This is a genomic window from Bacillus sp. FSL R7-0685 (genome assembly GCF_038002425.1).
GTDB classification, from domain to species: Bacteria; Bacillota; Bacilli; order Bacillales; family Bacillaceae; genus Bacillus; species Bacillus subtilis.
Genome location: NZ_JBBOCN010000001.1, coordinates 2,844,449 through 2,868,343, shown reverse-complemented (window position 1 = coordinate 2,868,343; position 23,895 = coordinate 2,844,449). Strand labels below are relative to the sequence as shown.

At 44.2% G+C, this 23,895-nt stretch carries 29 protein-coding genes; 26 read left to right on the top strand and 3 right to left on the bottom strand.

The features are described from left to right. Nucleotides 1-42 precede the first annotated feature (42 nt). From MKY50_RS15020 to MKY50_RS14965, 12 genes are all read left to right on the top strand, one after another. On the top strand, nt 43-723 hold the full coding sequence (locus MKY50_RS15020) for a DUF2953 domain-containing protein (RefSeq protein ID WP_004399127.1): 681 nt from the start codon (nt 43-45) through the stop codon (nt 721-723). A 13-nt stretch (nt 724-736) separates the two neighbouring features. Beyond that, entirely contained in the window at nt 737-1,192 is a 456-nt protein-coding gene (ytfJ, locus tag MKY50_RS15015; RefSeq protein ID WP_003223504.1) for a GerW family sporulation protein, read from the top strand. Between the two features lie 108 nt (nt 1,193-1,300). Then, nucleotides 1,301-1,804 (top strand): thiol peroxidase, encoded by a 504-nt coding sequence (gene tpx / locus MKY50_RS15010; protein WP_003223506.1) that lies wholly within the window; start codon nt 1,301-1,303, stop codon nt 1,802-1,804. A gap of 60 nt (nt 1,805-1,864) precedes the next feature. Beyond that, nucleotides 1,865-2,854 (top strand): class I SAM-dependent methyltransferase, encoded by a 990-nt coding sequence (locus tag MKY50_RS15005; RefSeq protein ID WP_003229346.1) that lies wholly within the window; start codon nt 1,865-1,867, stop codon nt 2,852-2,854. Further along, nucleotides 2,826-3,029, top strand: a complete 204-nt coding sequence (locus tag MKY50_RS15000; RefSeq protein WP_123372909.1) for a hypothetical protein — start codon at nt 2,826-2,828, stop codon at nt 3,027-3,029. Before MKY50_RS15005 ends, MKY50_RS15000 begins: the two co-directional genes overlap by 29 nt. A 172-nt stretch (nt 3,030-3,201) precedes the next feature. Further along, nucleotides 3,202-4,389 carry an acetate kinase gene (locus tag MKY50_RS14995; protein WP_003223511.1) on the top strand — a complete coding sequence of 396 codons (1,188 nt, stop codon included), beginning with the start codon at nt 3,202-3,204 and terminating at the stop codon, nt 4,387-4,389. An 84-nt stretch (nt 4,390-4,473) separates the two neighbouring features. After that, nucleotides 4,474-4,986 (top strand): MogA/MoaB family molybdenum cofactor biosynthesis protein, encoded by a 513-nt coding sequence (locus tag MKY50_RS14990; protein WP_003229354.1) that lies wholly within the window; start codon nt 4,474-4,476, stop codon nt 4,984-4,986. 169 nt (nt 4,987-5,155) lie between these two features. Next, nucleotides 5,156-6,367, top strand: coding sequence for an argininosuccinate synthase (locus MKY50_RS14985; protein ID WP_003229357.1), 1,212 nt, complete (start codon nt 5,156-5,158; stop codon nt 6,365-6,367). Next, nucleotides 6,364-7,749: an argininosuccinate lyase gene (gene argH / locus MKY50_RS14980; RefSeq protein ID WP_064670905.1), complete on the top strand. Its 1,386-nt coding sequence runs from the start codon at nt 6,364-6,366 to the stop codon at nt 7,747-7,749. Before MKY50_RS14985 ends, argH begins: the two co-directional genes overlap by 4 nt. Before the next feature lie 64 nt (nt 7,750-7,813). Then, nucleotides 7,814-7,945, top strand: a complete 132-nt coding sequence (locus MKY50_RS14975; protein WP_009967976.1) for a hypothetical protein — start codon at nt 7,814-7,816, stop codon at nt 7,943-7,945. A 126-nt stretch (nt 7,946-8,071) separates the two neighbouring features. Beyond that, nucleotides 8,072-8,839 carry an SDR family oxidoreductase gene (locus MKY50_RS14970; RefSeq protein WP_004398521.1) on the top strand — a complete coding sequence of 256 codons (768 nt, stop codon included), beginning with the start codon at nt 8,072-8,074 and terminating at the stop codon, nt 8,837-8,839. A 62-nt stretch (nt 8,840-8,901) separates the two neighbouring features. Then, entirely contained in the window at nt 8,902-9,585 is a 684-nt protein-coding gene (locus MKY50_RS14965) for a metal-dependent hydrolase (RefSeq protein ID WP_069322815.1), read from the top strand. A gap of 50 nt (nt 9,586-9,635) precedes the next feature. On the opposite strand, the gene ytlI is transcribed toward MKY50_RS14965, so the two are convergent. After that, a complete protein-coding gene (gene ytlI, locus MKY50_RS14960; protein WP_041851091.1) occupies nt 9,636-10,562 on the bottom strand; it encodes a LysR family transcriptional regulator YtlI in 927 nt (308 codons plus the stop codon). A 152-nt stretch (nt 10,563-10,714) separates the two neighbouring features. Here ytlI and snaA point away from each other — a divergent pair, with 152 nt between their 5' ends. The 13 genes from snaA to MKY50_RS14895 all read left to right on the top strand — a co-directional run bounded on the left by snaA (nt 10,715) and on the right by MKY50_RS14895 (nt 22,196). Further along, on the top strand, nt 10,715-11,251 hold the full coding sequence (gene snaA / locus MKY50_RS14955) for an N-acetyltransferase SnaA (RefSeq protein ID WP_341116882.1): 537 nt from the start codon (nt 10,715-10,717) through the stop codon (nt 11,249-11,251). 13 nt (nt 11,252-11,264) lie between these two features. After that, a complete protein-coding gene (gene tcyJ, locus MKY50_RS14950) occupies nt 11,265-12,074 on the top strand; it encodes a sulfur-containing amino acid ABC transporter substrate-binding protein TcyJ (RefSeq protein ID WP_015251465.1) in 810 nt (269 codons plus the stop codon). Nucleotides 12,075-12,087: 13 nt separating this feature from the next. Beyond that, nucleotides 12,088-12,900, top strand: a complete 813-nt coding sequence (tcyK, locus tag MKY50_RS14945) for a sulfur-containing amino acid ABC transporter substrate-binding protein TcyK (RefSeq protein WP_029726404.1) — start codon at nt 12,088-12,090, stop codon at nt 12,898-12,900. Nucleotides 12,901-12,921: 21 nt separating this feature from the next. Then, complete coding sequence (gene tcyL / locus MKY50_RS14940; RefSeq protein WP_004399112.1) at nt 12,922-13,641, top strand: sulfur-containing amino acid ABC transporter permease TcyL; 720 nt, start codon at nt 12,922-12,924, stop codon at nt 13,639-13,641. A 29-nt stretch (nt 13,642-13,670) separates the two neighbouring features. Beyond that, nucleotides 13,671-14,378, top strand: coding sequence for a sulfur-containing amino acid ABC transporter permease TcyM (gene tcyM / locus MKY50_RS14935; RefSeq protein ID WP_017695743.1), 708 nt, complete (start codon nt 13,671-13,673; stop codon nt 14,376-14,378). Next, the gene (gene tcyN, locus MKY50_RS14930) at nt 14,375-15,154 is read left to right on the top strand and encodes a sulfur-containing amino-acid ABC transporter ATP-binding protein TcyN (RefSeq protein WP_004398701.1); all 780 of its coding nucleotides are present in this window, start codon (nt 14,375-14,377) and stop codon (nt 15,152-15,154) included. Before tcyM ends, tcyN begins: the two co-directional genes overlap by 4 nt. Further along, entirely contained in the window at nt 15,151-16,155 is a 1,005-nt protein-coding gene (locus MKY50_RS14925; protein ID WP_004398798.1) for an LLM class flavin-dependent oxidoreductase, read from the top strand. Before tcyN ends, MKY50_RS14925 begins: the two co-directional genes overlap by 4 nt. A 14-nt stretch (nt 16,156-16,169) precedes the next feature. Further along, nucleotides 16,170-16,448, top strand: a complete 279-nt coding sequence (locus MKY50_RS14920; protein ID WP_277736596.1) for a glutaredoxin family protein — start codon at nt 16,170-16,172, stop codon at nt 16,446-16,448. Beyond that, nucleotides 16,445-17,773, top strand: a complete 1,329-nt coding sequence (locus MKY50_RS14915; RefSeq protein ID WP_341116881.1) for an LLM class flavin-dependent oxidoreductase — start codon at nt 16,445-16,447, stop codon at nt 17,771-17,773. The genes MKY50_RS14920 and MKY50_RS14915 overlap by 4 nt, the downstream gene beginning before the upstream one ends. A gap of 46 nt (nt 17,774-17,819) precedes the next feature. Continuing rightward, the gene (gene ribR, locus MKY50_RS14910; RefSeq protein ID WP_029318236.1) at nt 17,820-18,512 is read left to right on the top strand and encodes an RNA-binding riboflavin kinase RibR; all 693 of its coding nucleotides are present in this window, start codon (nt 17,820-17,822) and stop codon (nt 18,510-18,512) included. A gap of 17 nt (nt 18,513-18,529) precedes the next feature. Next, on the top strand, nt 18,530-19,780 hold the full coding sequence (sndA, locus tag MKY50_RS14905; RefSeq protein ID WP_033884132.1) for an S-alkyl-N-acetyl-metabolite deacetylase SndA: 1,251 nt from the start codon (nt 18,530-18,532) through the stop codon (nt 19,778-19,780). An 18-nt stretch (nt 19,781-19,798) separates the two neighbouring features. Beyond that, on the top strand, nt 19,799-20,701 hold the full coding sequence (locus tag MKY50_RS14900) for a sulfite exporter TauE/SafE family protein (protein ID WP_015714506.1): 903 nt from the start codon (nt 19,799-19,801) through the stop codon (nt 20,699-20,701). Between the two features lie 175 nt (nt 20,702-20,876). Beyond that, a complete protein-coding gene (locus tag MKY50_RS14895; RefSeq protein ID WP_004398641.1) occupies nt 20,877-22,196 on the top strand; it encodes a CBS domain-containing protein in 1,320 nt (439 codons plus the stop codon). Nucleotides 22,197-22,214: 18 nt separating this feature from the next. Here the strand turns inward: MKY50_RS14895 and MKY50_RS14890 are convergent, their stop codons facing one another. Next, nucleotides 22,215-22,517, bottom strand: a complete 303-nt coding sequence (locus MKY50_RS14890) for a YtpI family protein (protein WP_341116880.1) — start codon at nt 22,515-22,517, stop codon at nt 22,215-22,217. A 130-nt stretch (nt 22,518-22,647) separates the two neighbouring features. On the opposite strand from MKY50_RS14890, the gene nrnA reads away from it, so the two are divergent. Continuing rightward, nucleotides 22,648-23,589, top strand: a complete 942-nt coding sequence (gene nrnA, locus MKY50_RS14885) for a bifunctional oligoribonuclease/PAP phosphatase NrnA (RefSeq protein ID WP_004398971.1) — start codon at nt 22,648-22,650, stop codon at nt 23,587-23,589. A 17-nt stretch (nt 23,590-23,606) separates the two neighbouring features. Here nrnA and MKY50_RS14880 read toward each other — a convergent pair whose 3' ends face one another. After that, a complete protein-coding gene (locus MKY50_RS14880) occupies nt 23,607-23,798 on the bottom strand; it encodes a hypothetical protein (protein WP_003229407.1) in 192 nt (63 codons plus the stop codon). Nucleotides 23,799-23,895: the final 97 nt, after the last annotated feature.

Sequence of the window (23,895 nt, the reverse complement as noted above, 5' to 3'; positions counted from 1 at the left end):
TTTTAGGAATTGGCGATAATGCTCCTAGAGGAAGTGAAGAATATGGTGTATGTACTGACAGCCATTCTTATTCTCATAGGGATCGTACTGCTTCTCAGAATGAAAATCCATGTCGCGCTGGAGTATCTTCATGCCGATGATAATGACAAATTGACCTTGAAGATTACGGCGCTGTTTGGCCTTATAAGGATCAAAAAAACAATCCCGGCGATTAAGGTGAACAAAGAAGACGGAACAGTGGATATCAAACAAAAAACTGAATCCAAAATGAAAAAAAGCAGCGGAAAGAAAAAAATTACACAAAACGATGTGCAGCAAAGCATTAATAAAATCGAAATGCTTTTGCATCAGGTCACCAGACTACGGAAAATCAGCGCGTCTTTTCTCGCGCATTTACATATCACAAAACTAGAATGGGTTACAGTAATCGGAATTCAGGACGCGGCAGTGACAGGTGTGTTAACAGGTGCTGTATGGGGTGTGAAGGGCGGTATCGCAGCAATGCTCTACGACCACCTGGACTTTGTGAATAAACCTGTCTATGAGGTGATCCCGTCGTTTCAAGTCCCTGTTTCCAAGACCCATTTTCAGTGTATATTCTTTTTTCGCTTTGGACATGCTATGCTTGCAGCTTTCAAATTCGTCAAATACGGACGGGAGCTATCCGTATTAAAGAAGAATCCGTCGGCTAGAATGACTTCAAAGAATGATTCATCAGTTTAAGGAGGAAGCGTATATGGCAGACCATCCCATCCAAGGTTTAATGAAAACCGCAATGGAAAACTTGAAGGAAATGATTGATGTTAACACCATCATCGGAGATCCAGTAGAAACGCCTGATGGAAGTGTGATTTTAACTGTTTCTAAAGTTGGATTTGGATTCGCCGCAGGCGGAAGCGAGTTTGGCGGAAAGCCGGCCGAAAAGAAATCGGAAGATGATGAGACAAGAGAACAGAAACTTCCTTTCGGAGGCGGAAGCGGGGGCGGTGTGTCCATTACGCCGATCGCGTTTTTAATTGTCGGATCGACAGGCATCAGAATGCTTCATTTAGATGAAAATACCCATTTAATAGAGAAAATTTTAGACGCAGCCCCTCAAACACTCGAACGCATCCAGCAAATGTTCAAGAAAAATAACAAGAACCAAGGCCAGGGCCAAAATCAAAACCAAATGAACAATATGAATTATTAAAAAAGGTTAACTGCGCTGGCCGCAGTTAACTTTTTTTTGGCATAAACTTTGCAGTTTGCAGGAAACTTTACTATGATAGAGACATACATACAAAAGGGAGGAATTATAATGGCTGAAATTACATTCAAAGGCGGTCCGGTTACACTTGTCGGACAAGAAGTGAAGGTAGGAGATCAAGCTCCTGATTTCACAGTGCTGACTAACAGCCTTGAAGAAAAATCGTTAGCTGACATGAAAGGAAAGGTAACGATTATTTCTGTTATCCCTTCAATTGATACAGGTGTTTGTGATGCACAAACACGCCGTTTTAACGAAGAAGCTGCAAAGCTTGGAGATGTCAACGTCTACACAATCAGTGCAGACCTTCCATTCGCGCAAGCGCGCTGGTGCGGCGCTAACGGAATTGACAAAGTGGAAACACTGTCTGACCACAGAGATATGTCATTTGGCGAAGCGTTCGGTGTGTATATTAAAGAACTTCGTCTGCTTGCGCGTTCCGTATTTGTCCTTGATGAGAATGGAAAAGTCGTTTACGCTGAATATGTAAGCGAAGCAACAAACCACCCGAACTATGAAAAGCCAATTGAGGCTGCTAAGGCATTAGTGAAGTAAGCAGGGAAAAAAGCTCCAGGCTGCCGCCGGAGCTTTTTTCATGGCAAGGAGGAACACAATATGCAAAAAGACCATGTAGGTGCGGTGTATGAGCTGTTAAACGAAGCCGCGATTATGATAAAGAATGAATTGCAGATTTCATATATAGAGGCGCTGGCCGAAGCAGGAGAAATGTATTTTCTTGAAAAAACGGATCAGCTGAAACTGCCTGCTGATCAGAAAACCAAACAACTTCAGGCTCTGCTTGAAAAAGCGGAATTCGGCACGTATGAGCATGAGTGGGTACGCAAGGCTTTTCAGCTTGCCGTCCTTAAAGGAATGAAAGATATCTCCCATCCAAACAGACAAATGACGCCGGATACGATCGGGCTTTTCATCAGCTATTTGGTGAATAAGTTTATGGCGGACAAAAAGGAACTGACCATTCTTGATCCAGCCTTGGGAACTGGGAACCTTCTGTTTACCGTGCTGAACCAGCTGTCTGAAAAAACGGCAAACAGCTTTGGCATTGAAATTGATGATGTGCTCTTGAAGATCGCCTATGCCCAAGCGAACCTTCTGAAAAAAGAGCTTGAGCTTTTCCACCAAGACAGCCTTGAGCCGTTGTTTATCGATCCAGTTGACACGGTCATTTGTGATCTGCCAGTCGGCTATTATCCGAATGACGAAGGAGCAGAAGCGTTTGAGCTTAAAGCTGACGAAGGCCATTCCTTCGCTCATCATCTGTTTATTGAACAGAGCGTCAAGCATACCAAACCGGGCGGCTACTTATTTTTTATGATTCCGAATCATTTGTTTGAGAGCTCCCAAAGCGGCAAGCTGAAACAGTTTTTCAAAGATAAGGTTCATATCAACGCACTGTTGCAGCTGCCAAAATCTATTTTTAAAGACGAAGCTCATGCCAAAAGCATCCTTGTGCTTCAGAAACAAGGAGAGAATACGAAAGCGCCGGGGCAAATTCTGCTTGCGAATCTTCCGTCTTTCTCCAATCAAAAGGCGATGCTTGATATGATGGCTCAATTTGATGAATGGTTTAAAAAAGAAAAGTAAGTGTTTTAAAAGCAGCTTAGGCAGCCGTATGAGGTCGATGCCTAAGCTGCTTTTATTTATGCTTTTGAAGACCGGACTTGACGAATTGAATCCAGCTTTGAAACACAAAATACAGAGGGAAAAACCGCAAATTGTAAGCGTTCATCAATACAAAACCTATAGGGAATGTGTCTGAAAATAACGACTTCTTATTGTAAGCGTTATCAATACGCAAGTTGACTTGAAAAGCCGACATGACAATGTTTAAATGGAAAAGTCAGATATTTTTCGGAGAAGATGTTGATATTCACCGGGAAAAAAGTACGAAAAACGAAGTTGTTGATACAGAGTATAAAGGAGCGTCAATCATGTCCAAAATTATTGCAATTAACGCAGGAAGCTCGTCTTTGAAATTTCAGCTTTTCGAAATGCCTTCAGAAACCGTTTTAACGAAGGGTTTAGTTGAACGAATCGGTATCGCCGACAGTGTATTCACAATTTCTGTGAACGGCGAAAAAAATACAGAAGTAACTGATATTCCGGATCATGCGGTAGCTGTTAAAATGCTGCTGAATAAGTTAACGGAATTCGGCATTATTAAAGACTTGAATGAAATTGACGGAATTGGCCATCGTGTCGTTCACGGCGGAGAAAAATTCAGCGATTCTGTTTTATTAACGGATGAAACCATTAAGGAAATCGAAGATATTTCTGAATTGGCACCGCTTCACAATCCGGCAAATATCGTTGGAATTAAAGCGTTCAAAGAAGTGCTTCCAAATGTTCCTGCGGTAGCTGTATTTGATACGGCATTCCACCAAACAATGCCTGAGCAGTCTTACCTGTACAGCTTGCCGTATGAATACTATGAAAAATTCGGCATCCGTAAATACGGCTTCCACGGCACTTCACATAAATATGTAACTGAGCGTGCGGCAGAGCTTCTCGGCCGTCCGTTAAAAGACTTGCGCCTGATTTCCTGCCACCTTGGAAACGGAGCAAGTATTGCGGCTGTTGAAGGCGGAAAATCAATTGACACATCCATGGGCTTTACGCCGCTTGCCGGTGTAGCAATGGGTACACGTTCTGGAAACATCGACCCTGCCCTGATTCCATACATCATGGAGAAAACAGGCCAAACGGCTGACGAAGTATTGAATACATTAAACAAAAAAAGCGGACTGCTCGGCATTTCCGGTTTCTCAAGCGATCTTCGTGACATCGTTGAAGCAACGAAAGAAGGAAATGAGCGCGCGGAAACGGCTCTTGAAGTATTCGCAAGCAGAATCCACAAATACATCGGTTCTTACGCTGCAAGAATGAGCGGTGTAGATGCGATCATCTTTACTGCCGGTATCGGTGAAAACAGTGTGGAAGTCAGAGAACGCGTTCTTCGCGGTTTAGAATTCATGGGCGTATACTGGGATCCTGCGCTTAATAACGTGCGCGGCGAGGAAGCTTTCATCAGCTATCCGCATTCTCCAGTAAAAGTCATGATCATTCCGACTGATGAAGAAGTCATGATTGCGCGCGACGTTGTTCGTTTAGCAAAATAAATCGCATGAAAGCACATTCTCTTGAATGTGCTTTTTTGTTGATGCATGATAGTGACAGACAGAAAACATAAAAGAGGTGGGCCAATGAGCGTTCAAGAGCATAAACAAGAAGCTCCCGATATCGTTCGGTGCAAAGTGATTACTGTCAGTGACACGAGGACAGAGGAAACCGATAAAAGCGGCAAGCTGATGATCTCATTTTTAGAAGAAGCTGGTCATCATATTGCTGCATATGAAATTGTAAAAGACGAAAAGGATGCTTTGCAGCGGTCAGTGCTTGCGGGCTGCATGGATGAACAGACAGACGCGGTACTCTTAAACGGAGGGACAGGCATAGCAGATCGGGATGTCACAATTGAAGCCATAACGCCGCTGTTTTCGAAAGAACTGCCGGGCTTTGGAGAAATATTCAGGATGCTGAGTTATACAGAGGATATCGGCTCTGCCGCAATCATGTCGAGAGCAACTGCCGGCGTCATTCAGCATACCGCTGTTTTCTCAACGCCAGGCTCAAGCGGCGCAGTAAAGCTGGCAATGAATAAGCTGATTATTCCCGAACTTGCGCATGTGGTCAGAGAAATTAGAAAAGACAAGTAAATGAATAAATACTATGAAACTTCACCTGAAATTTAGGTGAAGTTTTTTTTATAAAAGGCTTGAAAAAACGAAACGTACTTGTTAAAGTGTATACATACAAAATGTATTTTTATTAAATATAATTTATTTTTATACAAAATAGAAACACGGTTGAGAGGGGATTTTTATCATGTCAGAACAGAAAAAAGTCGTATTAGCATACTCAGGAGGTCTTGATACTTCCGTCGCAATAAAATGGCTTCAGGAGCAAGGATATAATGTAATCGCCTGCTGCCTGGATGTCGGTGAGGGCAAAGATTTGGCATTTGTTCAGCAGAAAGCGCTTGAAGTCGGCGCGACAAACTCCTACGTGATCGATGCAAAAGAAGAATTTGCACAGGATTACGCGCTTATCTCTTTGCAGGCCCACACAATGTATGAAGGAAAATACCCGCTTGTTTCGGCATTATCTCGGCCGCTGATCGCGAAAAAACTGGTTGAAATAGCGGAAAAAGAAGATGCACAGGCGATTGCCCACGGATGCACTGGGAAAGGAAATGACCAGGTTCGTTTCGAAGTCTCCATTAAATCATTAAACCCTGACCTAGAAGTCATCGCGCCGGTTCGCGAATGGCAGTGGTCACGTGAAGAAGAAATTGAATATGCGGCTAGCCGCGGCATTCCGATTCCGATCAATCTTGACAGCCCGTATTCTATCGACCAAAACCTCTGGGGACGCGCCAATGAGTGCGGTATTTTAGAAGATCCATGGGCGGCGCCGCCAGAAGGTGCATACGATTTAACAGCTCCGCTGGAAAAAACGCCGGACACGCCGGAAGTGATTGAAATTGCATTTGAACAAGGCGTGCCTGTCTCCATTGACGGTGTTTCCTACTCGCTTTCTGAGCTGATCTTGAAGCTGAATGAAATGGCGGGCGCGCACGGTGTCGGACGTATCGACCACGTGGAAAACCGCCTCGTCGGCATTAAATCCCGGGAAGTATACGAATGCCCTGGTGCGATGACACTGATCAAAGCGCATAAAGAATTAGAAGATTTGACACTGGTGAAAGAGGTAGCCCACTTTAAACCGATCATCGAGCAAAAAATGTCAGAAATCATTTACAACGGCTTATGGTTCTCACCGTTAAAAGACGCGCTGCACGCTTTCTTAAAAGAAACGCAAAAGCATGTCACAGGCATTGTCCGCGTGAAGCTGTTTAAAGGCCATGCAATTGTAGAAGGACGTAAATCAGAATACTCTCTATATGATGAAAAACTTGCAACATATACAAAAGACGATGCATTTGATCACCATGCAGCAATCGGATTTATCGAGCTTTGGGGACTTCCGACAAAAGTGAACAGCATCGTGAAAAAGAAGGAGCAGATTAAAGCATGAAGAAGCTTTGGGGAGGCCGATTTCAAAAAACACCGGAAAAATGGGTCGACGAGTTCGGCGCGTCCATATCATTTGACCAACATTTAGTTGCTGAAGACATTACAGGGTCTCTCGCACATGCTGCCATGCTGAAAAAATGCGGTATTCTGACAGCTGAAGAAGAGCTGAAAATCCGAGAGGGCCTGAATACCCTTTTGCAAAAAGCAGAGGAGGGAGCATTGGAATTCTCAGTCGATTATGAGGATATTCATTTGAACATTGAGAAAATGCTCATTGACGAAATCGGTCCTCTTGGCGGCAAGCTGCATACCGGCAGAAGCCGGAATGACCAGGTGGCGACTGACATGCATTTATATTTGAAGAATCATGTCGGCCACATCATCGAGCTGATTGAGGCATTCCAAAGTGCGCTGATTGAAAAGGCGGAAGCGAACGTTGAAACGATTCTGCCGGGCTACACACATCTGCAGCGCGCCCAGCCGATTTCATTCGCTCACCATCTGCTTGCGTATTTCTGGATGCTTGAGCGCGACAAGGAGCGTTTTCAGGATTCAATGAAGCGGATTAACAAATCTCCGCTCGGCTGCGGGGCGCTCGCGGGAACAACCTTCCCAATTGACCGTGATTATTCAGCGGAACTGCTCGGCTTTGATGCCATTTATGAAAACAGCTTGGACGGCGTCAGCGACAGAGACTTCATTTTGGAGTTTTTAAGCAACAGCAGTATGCTGATGATGCACCTCTCCCGTTTCTCTGAAGAAATCATTTTATGGTGCTCGCAGGAGTTTAAATTCATCGAGCTTGACGATACGTACGCAACAGGAAGCAGCATGATGCCGCAAAAGAAAAATCCTGATATGGCGGAGCTGATCCGCGGCAAAACAGGACGCGTATACGGCGATATGATGGGGCTGTTTACGATCATGAAAGGACTTCCGCTCGCTTACAACAAAGATCTGCAGGAAGACAAAGAGGGCATGTTTGACACGGTGAAAACGGTGGAGGGCAGCCTGCAAATCTTCACAGGCATGATCCAAACAATGACTGTAAACAAAGACGTCATGAAGCAAGCAACAAAACAAGACTTTTCAAATGCGACGGAACTGGCGGATTATTTAGCTAAAAAGGGGATGCCGTTCAGAGAAGCGCATGAAGTGGTCGGGAAACTTGTGTACACATGCATCGAAAGAGGGATCTATTTAAGCGATATGCCGTTTGGCGAGTTTCAGCAGGCGAGCACACTATTCGAAGAAGATATTTACACTGTGTTAGACCCTTACTACGCAGTTGAAAAAAGAATGAGCGCCGGGGGCACCGGATTCAAACAGGTAAAGCAGGCGCTTGAAAAAGCGAAAGCTTGCGTGGCAGCAGGAGTTTGTTAAAATTTCCTTCATAAAATCCCGTCATTATAGCCAACCTACCTCTATAATGATGGGAGGCAGAATGATGAAAAAAGAACCGGAACGCTATATTTATGATGAACAAGAAAGCCAGGAGACAACAAGGCTCATTTCAGAAGCGTATCAAAGCGGTTATGTCGATATGCCTGATCAGGAGTCTTCATCTCCTGCAGAATAAGCTGTCTGTACAGGCAGCTTTTTTTGTATGCCAAAGTGTAAAAAGTGATATTGCAAGCCTTTTATAGTAAAGTAGAAGAAGAAACACTTTATTGAAAGCGGCGACGTTGCTTTGGGAGGTATTCATGTGCGACATGCTTTAATTACTGCCGGTTCGAAGGGTTTAGGCCGCAAAGTGACTGAAACGTTGCTTGCAAAGGGGTATTCAGTAACAGTCAATTACAGACAGGATGAGGAGGCAGTCAGCCGCCTGAAGGAAGCCTGTCCCGATTGTCTTGACCGGCTGCAATTTGTAAAAGGTGATGTCACCAAAAAAGAAGATCTGCTGCGTATTGCAGAGGCTGCCTTAAACCGCTTCGGAAGGATCGACTTTTTGATTAACAACGCGGGACCATACATATTTGAACGTAAAAAGTTAGCCGATTATACTGATGATGAATGGTATGGCATGCTGGAAGGAAATTTAAGCGCCGTCTTTCATTTATTCAAAGCGGTTATTCCTATTATGAGAAAACAGCAATTTGGACGCATCATTACGTACGGATTCCAAGGTGCGGCTCACGCGCCCGGCTGGCTTCACCGATCGGCATTTGGCGCTGCGAAAGTGGGCTTGGCTTCTTTGACGAAGACAATTGCCATTGAAGAAGCCGAATTCGGCATAACCGCCAACATGGTTTGCCCGGGAGACATTGTCGGCGACATGAAAGAAGCATCGATAGAGGAAGCCAGAATGCGAATCGGCAAAGAAAAAACGCCGATAGGAAGATCCGGTACAGGCGAGGATATCGCCCGGATTATCGCTTTCTTGTGTGAGGAGAACTCAGACCTTGTGACAGGGACTGTCATTGAAGCCACTGGAGGCCTCAATGTCATTAACAAGAATCAAACAACATAAGTTTTTCAGCTTTTTAAAAAGGGAAAATAAAAAAATCAAAATCATGTGACGAGGTGAAAGAAATGAAAGTGACATATCACGGACATTCTGTAATCACAGTGGAAACGAAGGACCATCATATTATTTTTGATCCGTTTTTAACAGGGAATTCATTAACGGATATAAAGCCGGAGGATGTAAAAGCGGATGTCATCTTACTAACGCACGGCCACAATGACCATGTCGGTGATACTGAACAAATCGCCAAGCAAAATAACGCGTTGGTTATAGCCCCGAACGAGCTCGCTGTGTACTTAGGCTGGAAAGGCTTGAATGTTCATCCAATGCATATTGGCGGCTCCCGCAAGTTCGATTTTGGAAAAGTGAAGCTCACACAGGCCTTTCATGGATCAGCCATCACAGATGAAGAAAACAAAACGATCACTTACACAGGCATGCCTGCCGGTATTTTGCTGACTGTAGAAGATAAAACGATTTTCCACGCGGGCGATACGGCTCTTTTCTCTGATATGAAACTCATTGGCGAATTGAATCATATCGACCTTGCTTTCCTGCCGATTGGCGATAACTTTACGATGGGGCCTGAAGACGCCAAGCTTGCCGCTGAATGGCTGCGCGCAAAACAGGTCGTGCCGGTGCATTACAATACATTCCCGGTCATCGAACAAGACCCAGAAGCATTCGCTGACAGCCTGCCGGGCGGAGTCGGCAAAGTCATGTCGGTCGGTGAGACGATCGAGCTTTAAACCGTGAAACCATCTCCTGATGAATCAGGAGGTGGTTTTTATTTTTTCAGTTATCCTGTAATGGTCTTATCAGAGGTTCCTTCCAATTCTTTGCTGCGCTGCTGAAAACGTTTGGTTATCCGGGCGATCAAGTCCTTCGTGGCGCGGTCAAAATGAACTTCTTTTTGATTTGTCAACAGCCCTATGGGCGGGGTGATATCCAGGTTCAGAATTGGAATGACTTTAGTGCCGTTGAACGGTTTAGAATGTGCGGTGCTGGTAAAGATTGAAATTCCGATGTTTTCACGTACGTAATATTCATGTGACATGCTGCTTGTGAGCTCCATTTTTTTGTAGCGATTCCCGAGTTCTCTATGTAAATGCTGTTCAATTTGTAAGCGAATGGGGCAATTGGCGGGCGTAAATATGAAGCGCTCTTCTGCTAAATCAGACAAATGGACAGCCTTCTTCTCAGCGAGCGGATGTTGATCAGATACAATCACATTTAATGTGTCATAAAAAAATGGATGGTAGTAATTTTCAAGAATCAGCTCCGGCTCGCCGCAGACTGCAAAATCAATCGTCCCGTCTAAGAGCTTTTGACTGCAGGTATTGGCGTCATCAACCTTGATATTAACTGTTATCTTTGGGTAATCCTTTAAGAAATCCTTTAAAATCTCGGGGAATATCAGACTGGCGGTTGGCTCTGAAACCCCTATGTTGATAATGCCTGCCTCTTCTTCCTTTAAGTCGGAGAGGTTGTGTTTAAGCGCCTCGTATTGCATCAAAAGATCTCCTGTTCGTTCATAAAAAAGCTTCCCTGCTTTTGTCAACTGCAGGCTTTTTCCTCTTTCAAACAGCAGTACGCCTAAATCCTGCTCCAATTGCTTCATACGCATCGATATCGTCGGCTGCGAGTAGTTGAGTATTTCTGCAGCTTTATAGAAGCTTCCAAATTTTACAATCGTATGAAACGTTTTGATTGAGCGTAACTCCAATGTGCTCCCTCCTGTTTTTCATCATTAAAATTACTGAAGTGAAGGTTTACTTTTTTTGATTAGTCAAAGATCAGAGTATGCTTTATAGTATAAACAATAAAAGCTTAGTAAACAAATAGGAATTATATATTTTATGAAGAGGAGTGACAAAAATGAGTGAGGACATTTTTCGACTGGCAACTGTTGAAGATGCATCGGAGCTGTTGAAACTGGTTAACAGCGCATTTCAGCCCATTCGGCAGCTGGATATTGATTGGCCATCCACGAGAGCTGATATCCAAATGGTATCAGAAAATATTGAACATCATTCAGCGATTGTGCTGGAGCGGGATGGGAAGCTGATTTCAACGATTACAATCAGGTTCCCGTGGGAGAGTGAGACGCCTCCTTCAAAATATCCGTTTGTATGGTGGTTTGCGACACTGCCGGAATATAAAGGGCAAGGCGCCGGAAGTAAGCTGCTTACGTATGTTGAAGAAAAAGTGCTTCGAGATATGCTGAAGGCTCCTGCGCTGACACTCGGCACATCGGCGCGCAAGCATCCTTGGCTTGCTGAAATGTACAGAAGGAGAGGGTATGAAGTGTATTTTGAGCAGGAAAAAGACGGGGACATAGGTGTGATGATGCACAAGGTTCTGATTCCGGAACGATTTAACCCAACGCTTTTAGGTGCGCCCAGCTGGGCATGATGTGAGGCAGCCTATGAATAAGCGTAAAGGATTGGTTTTGCTGCTGTCAGTGTTTGCATTACTTGGCGGGGGATGTTCGCAAACAAATAACAAAACAGATCGTCAGGCTCAAACGGTCATTGTCGGCACTGGAACAGATTTTCCGAATATTGCGTTTTTAAATGAAAAAGGCGATTTGACCGGGTATGACATTGAAGTGATGAAAGCCATCGATAAGGAGTTGCCTCAATATACATTTGAATTTAAAACGATGGATTTCTCAAATTTGCTGACGAGTCTCGGAAATAAAAAAATTGATGTGATTGCTCACAATATGGCCAAAAATAAAGAACGAGAAAAGCGTTTTTTGTATCATAAAGTCCCATATAACTACTCGCCGATGTACATCACGGTGAAAGAGGATAATCACAAGATTCATACATTAAAAGACTTGCACGGAAAAACAGTCATAGTTGGCGCCACGTCAAATGCGGCAGATTATATTACAAAGTACAACAAAACGCACGGCAGCCCGATTCATTTGAAATATGCGGGACAGGGAAGCAATGACACCGCCAATCAAATTGAAACCGGGCGCGCAGATGCAACGATAGCTACACCGTTTGCCGTCGATTTTCAGAATAAAACGCACGCCTTCCGCCAAAAGACAGTCGGTGACGTGTTATTAGATACCGAGGTGTACTTTATGTTTAATAAAGGCAGCCAAACCTTGGCGGATGACACGGATCAAGCGATTAAAAAGCTGGAGAAAAACGGAACGCTAAAAAAACTAAGCCGAAAATGGCTCGGGGCAGATTATTCAAAATCAAGTTTTGAAAAATAAATGGGGCGATGAGATGAAAACGAAAGCAGCATTCATGGCAATATTATTTTCGCTTATAACAGTTCTGTCAGCTTGCGGTGCAGGCAGTCAAACGACGGGAGCCGGGCAAAAGAAGGTACAGACGATCACGGTCGGAACTGGAACCCAATTTCCGAATATTTGCTTTATTGATGAAAAAGGCGATTTAACCGGTTATGATGTCGAACTGATCAAAGAGCTTGATAAGCGCCTGCCACATTATAAATTCACATTTAAAACGATGGAATTTTCCAACCTGCTTGTCAGCCTCGGACAGCATAAAGTCGATATCGTGGCACATCAAATGGAGAAAAGCAAAGAGCGTGAGAAAAAATTTCTGTTTAACAAGGTTGCTTACAACCATTTTCCTTTAAAAATTACTGTGCTTCAAAATAACGATACGATCCGTGGAATTGAAGACTTAAAAGGAAAACGGGTGATTACGAGTGCAACCTCCAACGGAGCGCTTGTACTGAAAAAATGGAATGAGGATAATGGACGGCCGTTTGAGATTGCCTATGAGGGCCAAGGCGCAAATGAGACTGCGAATCAGCTGAAATCGGGGCGTGCGGACGCAACGATCTCAACGCCTTTTGCAGTAGACTTTCAAAACAAGACGAGCGCTATTAAAGAAAAAACCGTCGGTCATGTGCTTTCAAATGCCAAAGTGTATTTTATGTTTAACAAAAATGAACAAACGTTAAGTGACGATATTGATAAAGCCTTACAGGAAATCATTGATGACGGAACGCTGAAAAAACTCAGTTTAAAATGGCTTGGTGACGACTATTCCAAAGAGCAGTATTAGGTGAAAAGAGAGGGAGCAGTGATGGAAAAAGCGTTTGATATGAACATGATTGGAGATTTTGTGCCGACGTTAACCGCTTATTTACCGGTTACATTATACATTTTAACACTGTCCTTGCTTTTCGGTTTTGTATTAGGACTCTTTCTGGCACTGCCCCGCATCTACAATATTCCAATTGTAAATCAATTGGCAAAAGTGTATATCTCATTTTTCAGGGGAACGCCTATCATGGTGCAGCTTTTCATCGTGTTTTACGGAATCCCGGCGCTTACGGGGCTTATCGGGATTGATACATCAAAAATGGACCCGTTTTATGCTGCTGTCGCAACCTACGCGTTAAGCAATGCAGCGGCAGCCGCAGAAATCATTCGAGCGGGGGTGGGCAGTGTAGATAAAGGCCAAACGGAAGCGGCGTACAGTATTGGCTTAAGCGGTAGTCAGGCCTTCAGGCGAATCGTTCTGCCCCAGGCACTTGTCCAGGCATTTCCGAATATGGGAAACATGGTGATCAGTTCTTTAAAAGATACATCTCTAGCTTTTTCAATAGGTGTTATGGATATGTCCGGAAGGGGCCAAACACTGATTACCTCAAGCAACCATTCTCTTGAAGTTTACATTGCGCTATCGATTGTTTATTATGCTGTTGCAGTTTTATTCGAATGGTTCTTTCGAGTGGCAGAAAAACGAATCAAGAAGAATCAAACAAGGATTGTTACTGTTTTTGACATGAACATACATTGATATATTTCTTCGGATGAGGGGGGAGAAGATTGCAATTTGACTTTCCATTTATCGTTTCCGCCATGAAAGAAATGGTAAAGACCATTCCTCTGACATTGATGATGGCTGTTTTGCCGATTGTGTTTGGATTTCTCGTGGCTCTTGGAAATATAATTGTTAGAATTTTTAGAATTAAGGGCTTGGTGGCTTGCTCAAGGTTTTATGTGTCTTTCTTTCGAAGTACACCTGCAATTCTTCACATTATGTTGATTTATTTAGGGATACCGCCTGTTGCAGATCAAGTCAGCAGTTTTTTTCATCTCGGCTGGTCCGCTAATGAGATACCGGTCTCCATGTTTGTCATCATGGCCTTGTCTTTAACTGCCGGAGCTTATCTCACAGAAATCATCCGGTCGGGCATTCTGGCGATGGATACCGGACAGGTCGAAGCGGCTTATTCAATCGGCTTGACATACAGCCAAACCTTTCGGCGTGTAATATTGCCGCAGGCGCTGATGGTTTCCATCCCAAACTTCACAAATTTGGGTATCGGCTTTTTGCATACCACCTCTATCGCGGCTATAGTGGCTGTCCCAGAGATTACAGGGACGGCGACTATCGTTGCTTCTGATAATTATGCATTTTTAGAAGCGTTTATCGGAGCAGCGATTATCTATTGGGTGCTGACTCTAATCCTAGAATCCGCAAATGGAGTATTAGAGAGAAAGGCAGCCAGATTTCAAGGAGGCACTTTATGATTGAGATTAAAAATATCCATAAACAGTTTGGCATCCACCATGTATTAAAAGGGATAAATCTCACGGTACGCAAGGGAGAAGTTGTGACGATTATCGGGCCGAGCGGATCAGGGAAAACCACCTTTTTACGGTGCCTGAATTTATTAGAACGTCCAGACGAAGGGATCATTTCTATACATGACAAAGTGATTAATTGCCGCTTTCCGTCCAAAAAAGAGGTTCACTGGCTCAGAAAACAGACGGCAATGGTATTTCAGCAATACCACCTGTTTGCTCACAAAACGGTGATTGAAAATGTCATGGAGGGCTTGACGATTGCCCGGAAAATGAGAAAACAAGACGCGTATGCCGTAGCGGAAAATGAACTGAGAAAGGTCGGGCTTCAAGATAAATTGAACGCTTATCCGAGTCAGTTATCGGGAGGACAAAAGCAGAGGGTAGGGATAGCAAGGGCGCTTGCCATTCATCCTGATGTGCTGCTGTTCGATGAGCCGACGGCAGCGCTTGACCCGGAGCTGGTCGGTGAAGTGCTTGAGGTAATGCTGGAAATCGTGAAAACCGGAGCCACCATGATTGTTGTTACACATGAAATGGAGTTTGCAAGAAGGGTCTCTGATCAAGTTGTTTTTATGGATGAAGGAGTCATTGTTGAACAAGGAACCCCGGAGGAAGTCTTCCGCCATACCAAAAAAGACAGAACGAGGCAGTTTCTCCGCCGTGTTTCGCCGGAATATTTATTTGAACCAAAAGAACACATAAAGGAGCCGGTGATATGATCCGCTTAAGTATTTTAGACCAAAGCTTGATTGGTGAAGGGGAGACAGCAGCTGATACATTACAGCATACAGTGAAATTGGCACAAATGGCTGAAGAATGTGGATATCACCGATTTTGGGTGGCCGAACATCACAACAATGATGAGATTGCAGGGTCTGCACCCGAGGTTCTTTTAGGCTATCTTGCTGCAAGCACAAGAAAAATTCGTTTAGCATCAGGCGGAGTGATGCTGCAGCATTACAGCTCTTATAAAGTAGCGGAGCAATTCCATCTTCTATCAGCGTTAGCTCCCGGCCGTATAGATCTTGGAGTGGGCAAAGCGCCCGGCGGGTTTCAGCTGTCCACAGACGCGCTGCAGGCCGAATATAAAAAACCGGTGCGTCAGTTTGATGAAAAACTGGAGGAGCTTACTCATTTCGTTCGGGATGATTTTCCTGATACCCACCGCTATGCCGCATTGCGTCCTAGGCCGCAGGTTGATCGGAAGCCGGGTATTTTTCTATTGGGAGGAAGCACAGAGAGTGCCATTTCTGCTGCAAAACTGGGAATCTCTTTTGTCTTTGCTTACTTTATTAACGGTGAAGAGGAAGTGCTGAAGGAAGCCCGCCGAGCATTTGACGCGCATCTCCCGCCAGGATCTGAGGCTGAATTTCATCTTGCCCCCGCTGTTTTTGCGGCACATACAAAAGAAGAAGCGGAAAAACATATTGTGTCGCGTGAATCGATAAAAGTGGTTTTGAAAGACGGGCGTAAGGTCAACGTCGGTTCCCGCGAACAGGCTGAGGCCTATCTGGAAAACGTCACAGAGCCCTATGACATCATCGTGCAAAAAACCGGGATTATTGCCGGAACAAAGGAAGAAGTGGCAGAAGAATTAACACGTTTATCAGGCACATACAAAATCAATGATTTTGTTATTTTTACACCTATCAAAAATGCTGTAGAAAAACAGCTGTCTTATCAGCTGCTGAGCGATGCAGTTTTAGCTGCAAAACGTTAAGGAGGGACAGAAGAATGAGTGATGTTGTGAACATTGTGGTTTGGAGTAAAAAAGGCTGTTCGTATTGTGAGGAAGTCAAGAATTATTTGAATGAAAAAGGGTTCCCGTTCCAAAATATCGATGTTTCAGAGAAAGAAAAGCTTCGGGATATTTTACAGGTGAAATATGGGGTGCGCCATGTGCCTGTGGTCGAAATCGGGTGCGGCAATCAGTATCAAGGGATAACTGAAATCGGCATTGAACACCTTGATCTTGCACTTGCTAATGCACAGATAAAGGAGGCAAAAAGATGACACGTTCAGATTTTATTCAGTTTGGAGCCATGATTCACGGTGTCGGGGGAACAACTGACGGCTGGCGTCATCCCGATGTTGATCCCTCGGCCAGCACGAATATTGAATTTTACATGAAAAAGGCGCAAACAGCCGAAAAAGGCTTGTTTAGTTTTATTTTCATTGCAGACGGCTTATTTATTTCTGAAAAATCGATTCCTCATTTTTTAAACCGTTTTGAACCGATCACCATTTTATCTGCGCTGGCATCAGTTACCAAAAATATTGGTTTAGTAGGGACGTTCTCTACATCTTTTACTGAGCCATTCACTATCTCCAGACAATTGATGTCGCTGGACCATATCAGCGGGGGCAGGGCCGGCTGGAATCTGGTTACTTCGCCGCAGGAAGGAGCGGCGCGCAACCATAGTAAGTCTAATTTGCCAGAACACACTGAACGTTACGAGATCGCACAAGAGCATTTGGATGTTGTGCGCGGGCTGTGGAATTCCTGGGAGCATGACGCATTTATACACAATAAGAAAACAGGGCAGTTTTTCGATCAGGCGAAGCTTCATCGCCTGAATCATAAAGGAAAGTATTTTCAAGTAGAGGGGCCCTTGAATATCGGGCGCTCTAAGCAGGGAGAGCCTGTAGTGTTTCAAGCGGGTTCATCAGAAACAGGCCGGCAGTTTGCTGCTAAAAACGCGGATGCGATTTTTACCCATTCCAATTCATTAGAAGAGACAAAAGCGTTTTATGCGGATGTGAAAAGCCGAGCTGCTGATGAAGGGCGTGATCCTTCAAGTGTGCGGATTTTTCCAGGGATCAGCCCGATTGTGGCAGATACGGAAGAAGAGGCGGAAAAGAAGTATCGAGAATTTGCAGAATTGATACCGATTGAAAATGCTGTTACGTATTTGGCCCGCTTTTTTGATGATTATGATCTGAGTGTTTACCCGTTGGATGAGCCATTTCCCGATATTGGCGGTGTGGGAAAGAATGCGTTTCAAAGCACAACAGACCGGATTAAGAGAGAAGCAAAAGCCAGAAATCTGACATTGCGGGAGGTAGCACAGGAAATGGCTTTTCCACGGCCTCTATTCATCGGCACACCAGAGCGTGTCGCATCCTTAATTGAAACTTGGTTCAACGCTGAGGCGGCGGATGGGTTTATCATTGGGTCGGATATACCGGGTACACTTGATGCTTTTGTAGAAAAGGTGATTCCGATTCTTCAAGAAAGAGGGCTTTATCGTCAAGATTATCGCGGCGGGACCTTGCGGGAAAATCTCGGTCTTGGCATTCCGCAGCATCAATCCGTTTTACATTCATCACATCAATAGGTTTCGTCTGATCGAATGCGGAAGCTGAGAGGGGAGGCTGACTTTTTTGACGATCATTGCCGGTACGGTTGTGAAAGGAAAACAATTAGGCAGAAAGCTTGGATTCCCCACGGCAAATGTAGATGCAAAAATGCATGGGCTGCGTAATGGAGTATATGGGGTTCTGGCGACAGTCAATCACCAATTTCATTTAGGGGTTATGAATATCGGTGTGAAACCGACGGTGGGCTCTAACCTTAAAAGGACATTGGAGATTTTTTTGTTTGACTTTCATAGAGACATCTATGGAGAAAAAATCGAATGCAGCATTCTCTTTAAAATTAGAGAAGAAAGAAGGTTTGATTCTTTGGAGTCTTTAACAAAGCAAATTAAAAAGGATATTTCGTGCGTTGCAAAACGCTTTGAGCTGATTGGGATTATGGCACCAAACAAAAAAGAAAGCCTTCTTTCCCATCAGGAGTTAAATCTTCCGGATCTCTGCTTTTACAAGAAATGTAACAACCTATATGGCGTCAACCGAGGCGTATACAATGTCATTGATAACTGGTTTTTTGAGTACGGAATTACACAAGTAGCTTACAGGCGCATTTATATTTTATCTTTTTTAAGCTTTTTGAAAGAGGATAATCCGAAAGTTTCCAGCAAGTATATAAGATTTGGGGCGGGTGGTCTTGCTGATAAATTGAACCGATTTATTTCATCTTATGTTGAAGAGTCTGAAGAAAATATATTGGGATAGGGAAAGGAGCGGAACATATGTCTTTGGATTATTGGAGAAATATAGAAGGCTCCTATCCATATCAGACTACAGGAAATGACATCCTGAAGTTGAAAGGGGAGTATAATCCCGTAAATCTCTCAACGCTAGAAAAGCAGCTCATCGGCATTCGCCGGCACCTGCACCAATATCCTGAACTGTCAAAAGAAGAATTTGAAACAACTGCTTTTATAAAAAAATGCCTTAAAGAAAAGGGGATACAGATTCGCCCTACTGCTCTAAAAACGGGTGTGTTCGCAGACATAGCAGGGGAGTCAGAAGGTCCGGCGATTGCTTTGAGGGCTGATATTGACGCCTTGCCAATTGAAGAAAAAACAGGATTGCCTTATGCGTCTAAACATAAAGGGATCATGCATGCGTGCGGTCATGATTTTCATACGGCAGCGCTTCTTGGTGCGGCCTTTTTATTGAAGGAAAATCAAGACAGTCTGAAAGGAAAGGTTCGTTTATTATTTCAGCCGGCAGAGGAAGCGGGTGCAGGCGCTGCAAAAGTGATAGAGGACGGCCAACTGGATGGCATTGATGCGGTTATTGGACTTCACAATAAACCGGATATCGCGGTTGGGACTGTAGGGTTAAAAACAGGCCCGCTTATGGCTGCTGTTGACCGATTTAAAGTAGAGATAGAAGGGAAAGGAGCTCATGCAGCATTGCCGCATAATGGTTTTGATCCAATTGTCGGCGCCTCTCAGCTTATCGTCGCCCTGCAAACGATTGTAAGCAGAAATGTAAACCCGCTGCAAAGCGCGATTTTAACCGTAGGGAAAATCAACGGCGGCAGCACTTGGAATGTCATTCCGGATACAGTTGTCATTGAGGGCACTGTTCGTACATTTGATTCAGAGGTTCGTAATCAAGTGAAACAGCGTTTTTTGGCAGTCACAGAACAGATTTCTGCCGCTTTCTCGTTAAAGGCAAATGTGAAGTGGCATTCCGGACCGCCGCCGCTTTGTAATGATGAGGCAATAACGGGGCTGGTGCGAGACGCTGCGCATAAAGCGAAACTTCAAGTCATTGATCCCGACCCATCAACCGCGGGGGAAGATTTTGCTTATTATCTTGAGCATATTCCGGGATCCTTTGCGTTTTTTGGAACAGACGGTGATCATGATTGGCACCACCCTGCATTTACAATTGATGAAACTGCCATTATCAAAGCCTCTTATTTTTTATATGAAAGCGCCAAGAGATTGTTAGATTTGAATGAAGAGTCAAAAATATCTGATTGATATAGATGGGGTGTTCTGATGAAGAAATTAATCGTTTTTGCATTTATTGGTTTATTGTCGCAGTTAATAGACGGTTCGTTAGGTATGGCTTATGGGGTTACCTCAACTTCTTTGTTATTGGCGTTTGGCATCACACCTGCTGTGGCTTCGGCTTCTGTCCATTTAGCGGAAGTCGTAACGACTGCCGCATCGGGAGTGTCGCATATTAAATTTGGCAATGTTGACAAACAAACCGTTTATCAGCTTGTCATTCCCGGCTCTATAGGCGCTTTTTTAGGCGCGGCATTCCTTAGCCAATTACCTGGAGATGTGGCGAAACCCTATATTTCTTTGTTTTTGCTCCTTCTGGGCGGATATGTATTGATCAGGTTTTTATTTCAATATAAGCCGGCTCTTGAGAAGAAGCATGTGCCGTTAAACCGAAAACAATCCATCCCATTGGGAGTGATCGCTGGTTTTGCAGATGCCACAGGCGGAGGCGGCTGGGGACCGGTGACCACTCCGATTTTATTATCCCGCAAAGGCTTGAGCCCGAGGAAAGTTGTCGGGACTGTAGACACAAGTGAATTTGCCATCGCCGTATCTGCAACCGCCGGTTTTCTTATTTCATTAGGATGGGAGGACGTCAATTGGTTATGGGTGTTTTCACTAATGGCCGGCGGAATTATCGCTGCCCCTATCGCAGCATGGCTGGTGCAGAAGTTTCATCCGCAATTGATGGGTGTGCTTGTAGGAGGATTTATTATTCTGGTAAATGCCAGAACATTAATAAATGAATGGATCGCAAACAAAGCTGTTTATCCATTGATCTATACGGCCATAGGGGCGATATGGCTATTTGCAGTTTTATTTGTTTTATCTAAAATAGGGAATCGAAATATTGTTAAGACAGCGGTTGATGTCCATTTGAAAGAAAAATAAAGGTTTTTCCGCTTTACGATGTAAAAGGAGCCACGGGGTCCTTGCGCTTGACTGGAACGAAATCAACGCTGTAAGAAGCCGGTCGGGCTTCTTTTTTATTTTCCAGCCTCATTGCGTATAAATCCTTTGAAACCTTATAATAAAAACAAGAAGACTGTCCTTAGAGGTGAAAGGCTTGGCAACGAAGCATGAACAAATTTTAACGTATATCGATTCACTGCCTGTCGGTGAAAAAATTTCTGTCCGAAGAATTGCAAAGGAAATGAAAGTAAGCGAAGGGACCGCGTACAGAGCGATCAAGGAAGCAGAGAATAAAGGGTTTGTCAGCACGATTGAACGTGTGGGCACAATCAGAATTGAACAAAAGAAAAAAGAGAACATTGAAAAGCTTACCTATGCAGAGGTTGTAAATGTTATAGACGGACAAGTGCTCGGAGGCAGGGCAGGGCTCCATAAGACATTGAATAAATTCGTCATCGGCGCGATGGAGCTTGACGCGATGATGCGTTACACCGCAGCGGGGAATCTTTTGATTGTCGGAAACAGAATCAATGCACACAGGCAGGCGCTTGAAGCGGGCGCGGCCGTATTGGTGACCGGAGGCTTTAACACGGATGACAGCATTGTGCAGCTGGCAGATGAGCTTGAACTGCCGATTTTATCCACGAGCTATGACACCTTTACAGTTGCCGCGATGATTAACCGGGCAATTTATGACCAGCTGATCAAAAAAGAAATTGTTTTGGTGGAGGACATCCTAACACCTGCTGACCGCACGGTATATCTTTCGCCTAAGGATAAACTTGAAAAATGGTATGAGAAAAATTTTGAAACGGGGCACGGCCGCTTTCCGGTTGTCGACGATCAAATGAAAATCCATGGCATTCTGACATCAAAAGATATTGCTGGCCATGACCGAAATGCATCTATAGAAAAAGTCATGACCAAAAATCCCGTCACGGTTATTGGGAAAACATCTGTCGCTTCAGCTGCGCAAATGATGGTATGGGAAGGGATCGAAGTGCTTCCCGTCACTGACGGCCACCAAAAACTCATCGGCATGATCAGCCGCCAAGACGTATTAAAAGCTCTTCAAATGATTCAAAAGCAGCCGCAGGTCGGGGAGAAGCTTGATGATATCGTTTCAAGGGGGTTTAAAGATGAGGGTGATGATAAAGAAGATCAAACGGTTTACGAGTATGAAGTCACGCCGCAAATGACAAATCAGCTTGGAACCATTTCTTATGGCGTATTTACGACCATTTTGACGCAAGCGGCAAACCGATTTTTGCGCTCGAAAAAACGCGGCGAACTCGTCATAGAGAGCATCACCATCTTCTTTTTGAAGCCTGTGCAGATGGAATCAGTCATCGAAGTCAAACCTCGCATCTTGGAGGCTGGCAGAAAGTTTGGGAAAATGGAAGTGGAAGTGCACAGCCAAGGTCATATCGTGTCTAAAGCGATGCTGATGGTTCAGCTGATGGAAAGAAGCTAAGGGACGTTCAGGCGCCCCTTACGTGTGATCTCTTTCAGCTTCTTTGGCGTGAAGGGGATTGTAATGCCTGAAGGCTTTATAACCTGCCCAAGCGCTTCCTGCTCCTATGACGATAAAGATACCGCCGATTACTAACGTTAATACTGAATGGAATAATATCATTTGGTTAAGCCCGTAGAACAGGACTAGTGACCCTAAGGCCATGCTTGATTTTGCTGAACATATTTCTTTTGCCAAAGATGGCTTTGCCCGTACGCCTTTTACTTTATAGTACACATAAAAGCAGGCTGAAAGCCCAATCAAAAAAACAAGAACCAGCATAAATGAAATCCTCCATCGTAAAAGTTTACAAACCCATTTTATACAAAAACGGGCTTGGTTTTGACGTTATTTTTCTTTTCCGTCGGCAGAGAATGTGATTTAATGAATAAAAACAATAAAGGAGTATCAAATGAAAACAGAATTGATCAGAACCATATCATTATATGACACGATTATCTTACATAGACATGTGCGTCCTGATCCGGATGCCTACGGATCACAGTGCGGGCTTACGGAAATCTTGCGTGAAACATATCCTGAAAAAAATATTTTTGCGGTCGGCACGCCTGAACCGTCCCTCTCTTTCTTATATTCCCTCGATGAGGTGGACAATGAAACATATGAAGGCGCACTTGTCATTGTCTGCGATACGGCAAATCAGGAAAGAATCGACGATCAGCGTTATCCTTCAGGCGCCAAACTAATGAAAATCGACCACCATCCGAACGAAGATCCATACGGTGACCTTCTCTGGGTCGATACAAGCGCCAGCTCAGTAAGTGAAATGATTTACGAGCTGTATTTAGAAGGAAAAGAGCACGGCTGGAAGCTGAATACGAAAGCGGCAGAGCTGATCTACGCCGGCATTGTTGGAGATACCGGACGCTTTTTATTTCCGAATACCACGGAAAAAACATTAAAATATGCAGGCGAGCTCATTCAGTATCCATTCTCTTCCTCAGAGTTATTTAATCAATTGTATGAAACAAAACTGAATGTGGTGAAGCTTAACGGCTTTATCTTTCAAAATGTGTCTTTGTCCGAAAACGGGGCGGCTTCTGTTTTCATCAAAAAGGATACGCTTGAAAAATTCGGCACAACGGCTTCTGAAGCGTCACAGCTTGTCGGGACGCTTGGCAATATCTCAGGTATTCGCGCCTGGGTGTTTTTCGTAGAAGAAGACGATCAAATCAGAGTCAGATTCCGTTCGAAGGGGCCTGTCATTAACGGACTTGCCCGGAAATATAACGGCGGAGGGCATCCGTTAGCTTCAGGCGCCTCTATTTACAGCTGGGATGAAGCTGATCGGATTTTAGCTGATCTGGAAACATTATGTAAAGAACACGAGTAGAGGGGAGACCCTCTCTCTTAGTGTTCATCTGTGACGGGGATGAACCAGCAGCCGAAATCAGTAAGGTCCTCGTAGACTTGGAGATTGTGTGATTGAAGTTCTTTTTTGATGAGGGAAGCGAGTGAGTTTGTTTCGGCATATGCAGAAAAACCTTGTCTGAGACGGGCTGCTTGATCTTTTGCTAACTGACGGTCACTGTAAACCTCCATTTCCCTTCCTCCTTCCTTTCGCCATTAAGCCTCACATATAGTTTATAAAAAAGAATGGGAAAAAGCGACAGAAGTTTGGAGAATTTAAAAAAAATCC

Bases quoted from the DNA above. Each gene is read 5' to 3' on its own strand.
- MKY50_RS15020 (WP_004399127.1), top strand. From the start codon at position 43: ATGGTGTATGTACTGACAGCCATTCTTATTCTCATAGGGATCGTACTG.
- ytfJ (WP_003223504.1), top strand. From the start codon at position 737: ATGGCAGACCATCCCATCCAAGGTTTAATGAAAACCGCAATGGAAAAC.
- tpx (WP_003223506.1), top strand. From the start codon at position 1,301: ATGGCTGAAATTACATTCAAAGGCGGTCCGGTTACACTTGTCGGACAA.
- MKY50_RS15005 (WP_003229346.1), top strand. From the start codon at position 1,865: ATGCAAAAAGACCATGTAGGTGCGGTGTATGAGCTGTTAAACGAAGCC.
- MKY50_RS14995 (WP_003223511.1), top strand. From the start codon at position 3,202: ATGTCCAAAATTATTGCAATTAACGCAGGAAGCTCGTCTTTGAAATTT.
- MKY50_RS14990 (WP_003229354.1), top strand. From the start codon at position 4,474: ATGAGCGTTCAAGAGCATAAACAAGAAGCTCCCGATATCGTTCGGTGC.
- MKY50_RS14985 (WP_003229357.1), top strand. From the start codon at position 5,156: ATGTCAGAACAGAAAAAAGTCGTATTAGCATACTCAGGAGGTCTTGAT.
- argH (WP_064670905.1), top strand. From the start codon at position 6,364: ATGAAGAAGCTTTGGGGAGGCCGATTTCAAAAAACACCGGAAAAATGG.
- MKY50_RS14975 (WP_009967976.1), top strand. From the start codon at position 7,814: ATGAAAAAAGAACCGGAACGCTATATTTATGATGAACAAGAAAGCCAG.
- MKY50_RS14965 (WP_069322815.1), top strand. From the start codon at position 8,902: ATGAAAGTGACATATCACGGACATTCTGTAATCACAGTGGAAACGAAG.
- snaA (WP_341116882.1), top strand. From the start codon at position 10,715: ATGAGTGAGGACATTTTTCGACTGGCAACTGTTGAAGATGCATCGGAG.
- tcyJ (WP_015251465.1), top strand. From the start codon at position 11,265: ATGAATAAGCGTAAAGGATTGGTTTTGCTGCTGTCAGTGTTTGCATTA.
- tcyK (WP_029726404.1), top strand. From the start codon at position 12,088: ATGAAAACGAAAGCAGCATTCATGGCAATATTATTTTCGCTTATAACA.
- tcyL (WP_004399112.1), top strand. From the start codon at position 12,922: ATGGAAAAAGCGTTTGATATGAACATGATTGGAGATTTTGTGCCGACG.
- tcyN (WP_004398701.1), top strand. From the start codon at position 14,375: ATGATTGAGATTAAAAATATCCATAAACAGTTTGGCATCCACCATGTA.
- MKY50_RS14925 (WP_004398798.1), top strand. From the start codon at position 15,151: ATGATCCGCTTAAGTATTTTAGACCAAAGCTTGATTGGTGAAGGGGAG.
- MKY50_RS14920 (WP_277736596.1), top strand. From the start codon at position 16,170: ATGAGTGATGTTGTGAACATTGTGGTTTGGAGTAAAAAAGGCTGTTCG.
- MKY50_RS14915 (WP_341116881.1), top strand. From the start codon at position 16,445: ATGACACGTTCAGATTTTATTCAGTTTGGAGCCATGATTCACGGTGTC.
- sndA (WP_033884132.1), top strand. From the start codon at position 18,530: ATGTCTTTGGATTATTGGAGAAATATAGAAGGCTCCTATCCATATCAG.
- MKY50_RS14900 (WP_015714506.1), top strand. From the start codon at position 19,799: ATGAAGAAATTAATCGTTTTTGCATTTATTGGTTTATTGTCGCAGTTA.
- MKY50_RS14890 (WP_341116880.1), bottom strand. From the start codon at position 22,517: ATGCTGGTTCTTGTTTTTTTGATTGGGCTTTCAGCCTGCTTTTATGTG.
- nrnA (WP_004398971.1), top strand. From the start codon at position 22,648: ATGAAAACAGAATTGATCAGAACCATATCATTATATGACACGATTATC.
- MKY50_RS14880 (WP_003229407.1), bottom strand. From the start codon at position 23,798: ATGGAGGTTTACAGTGACCGTCAGTTAGCAAAAGATCAAGCAGCCCGT.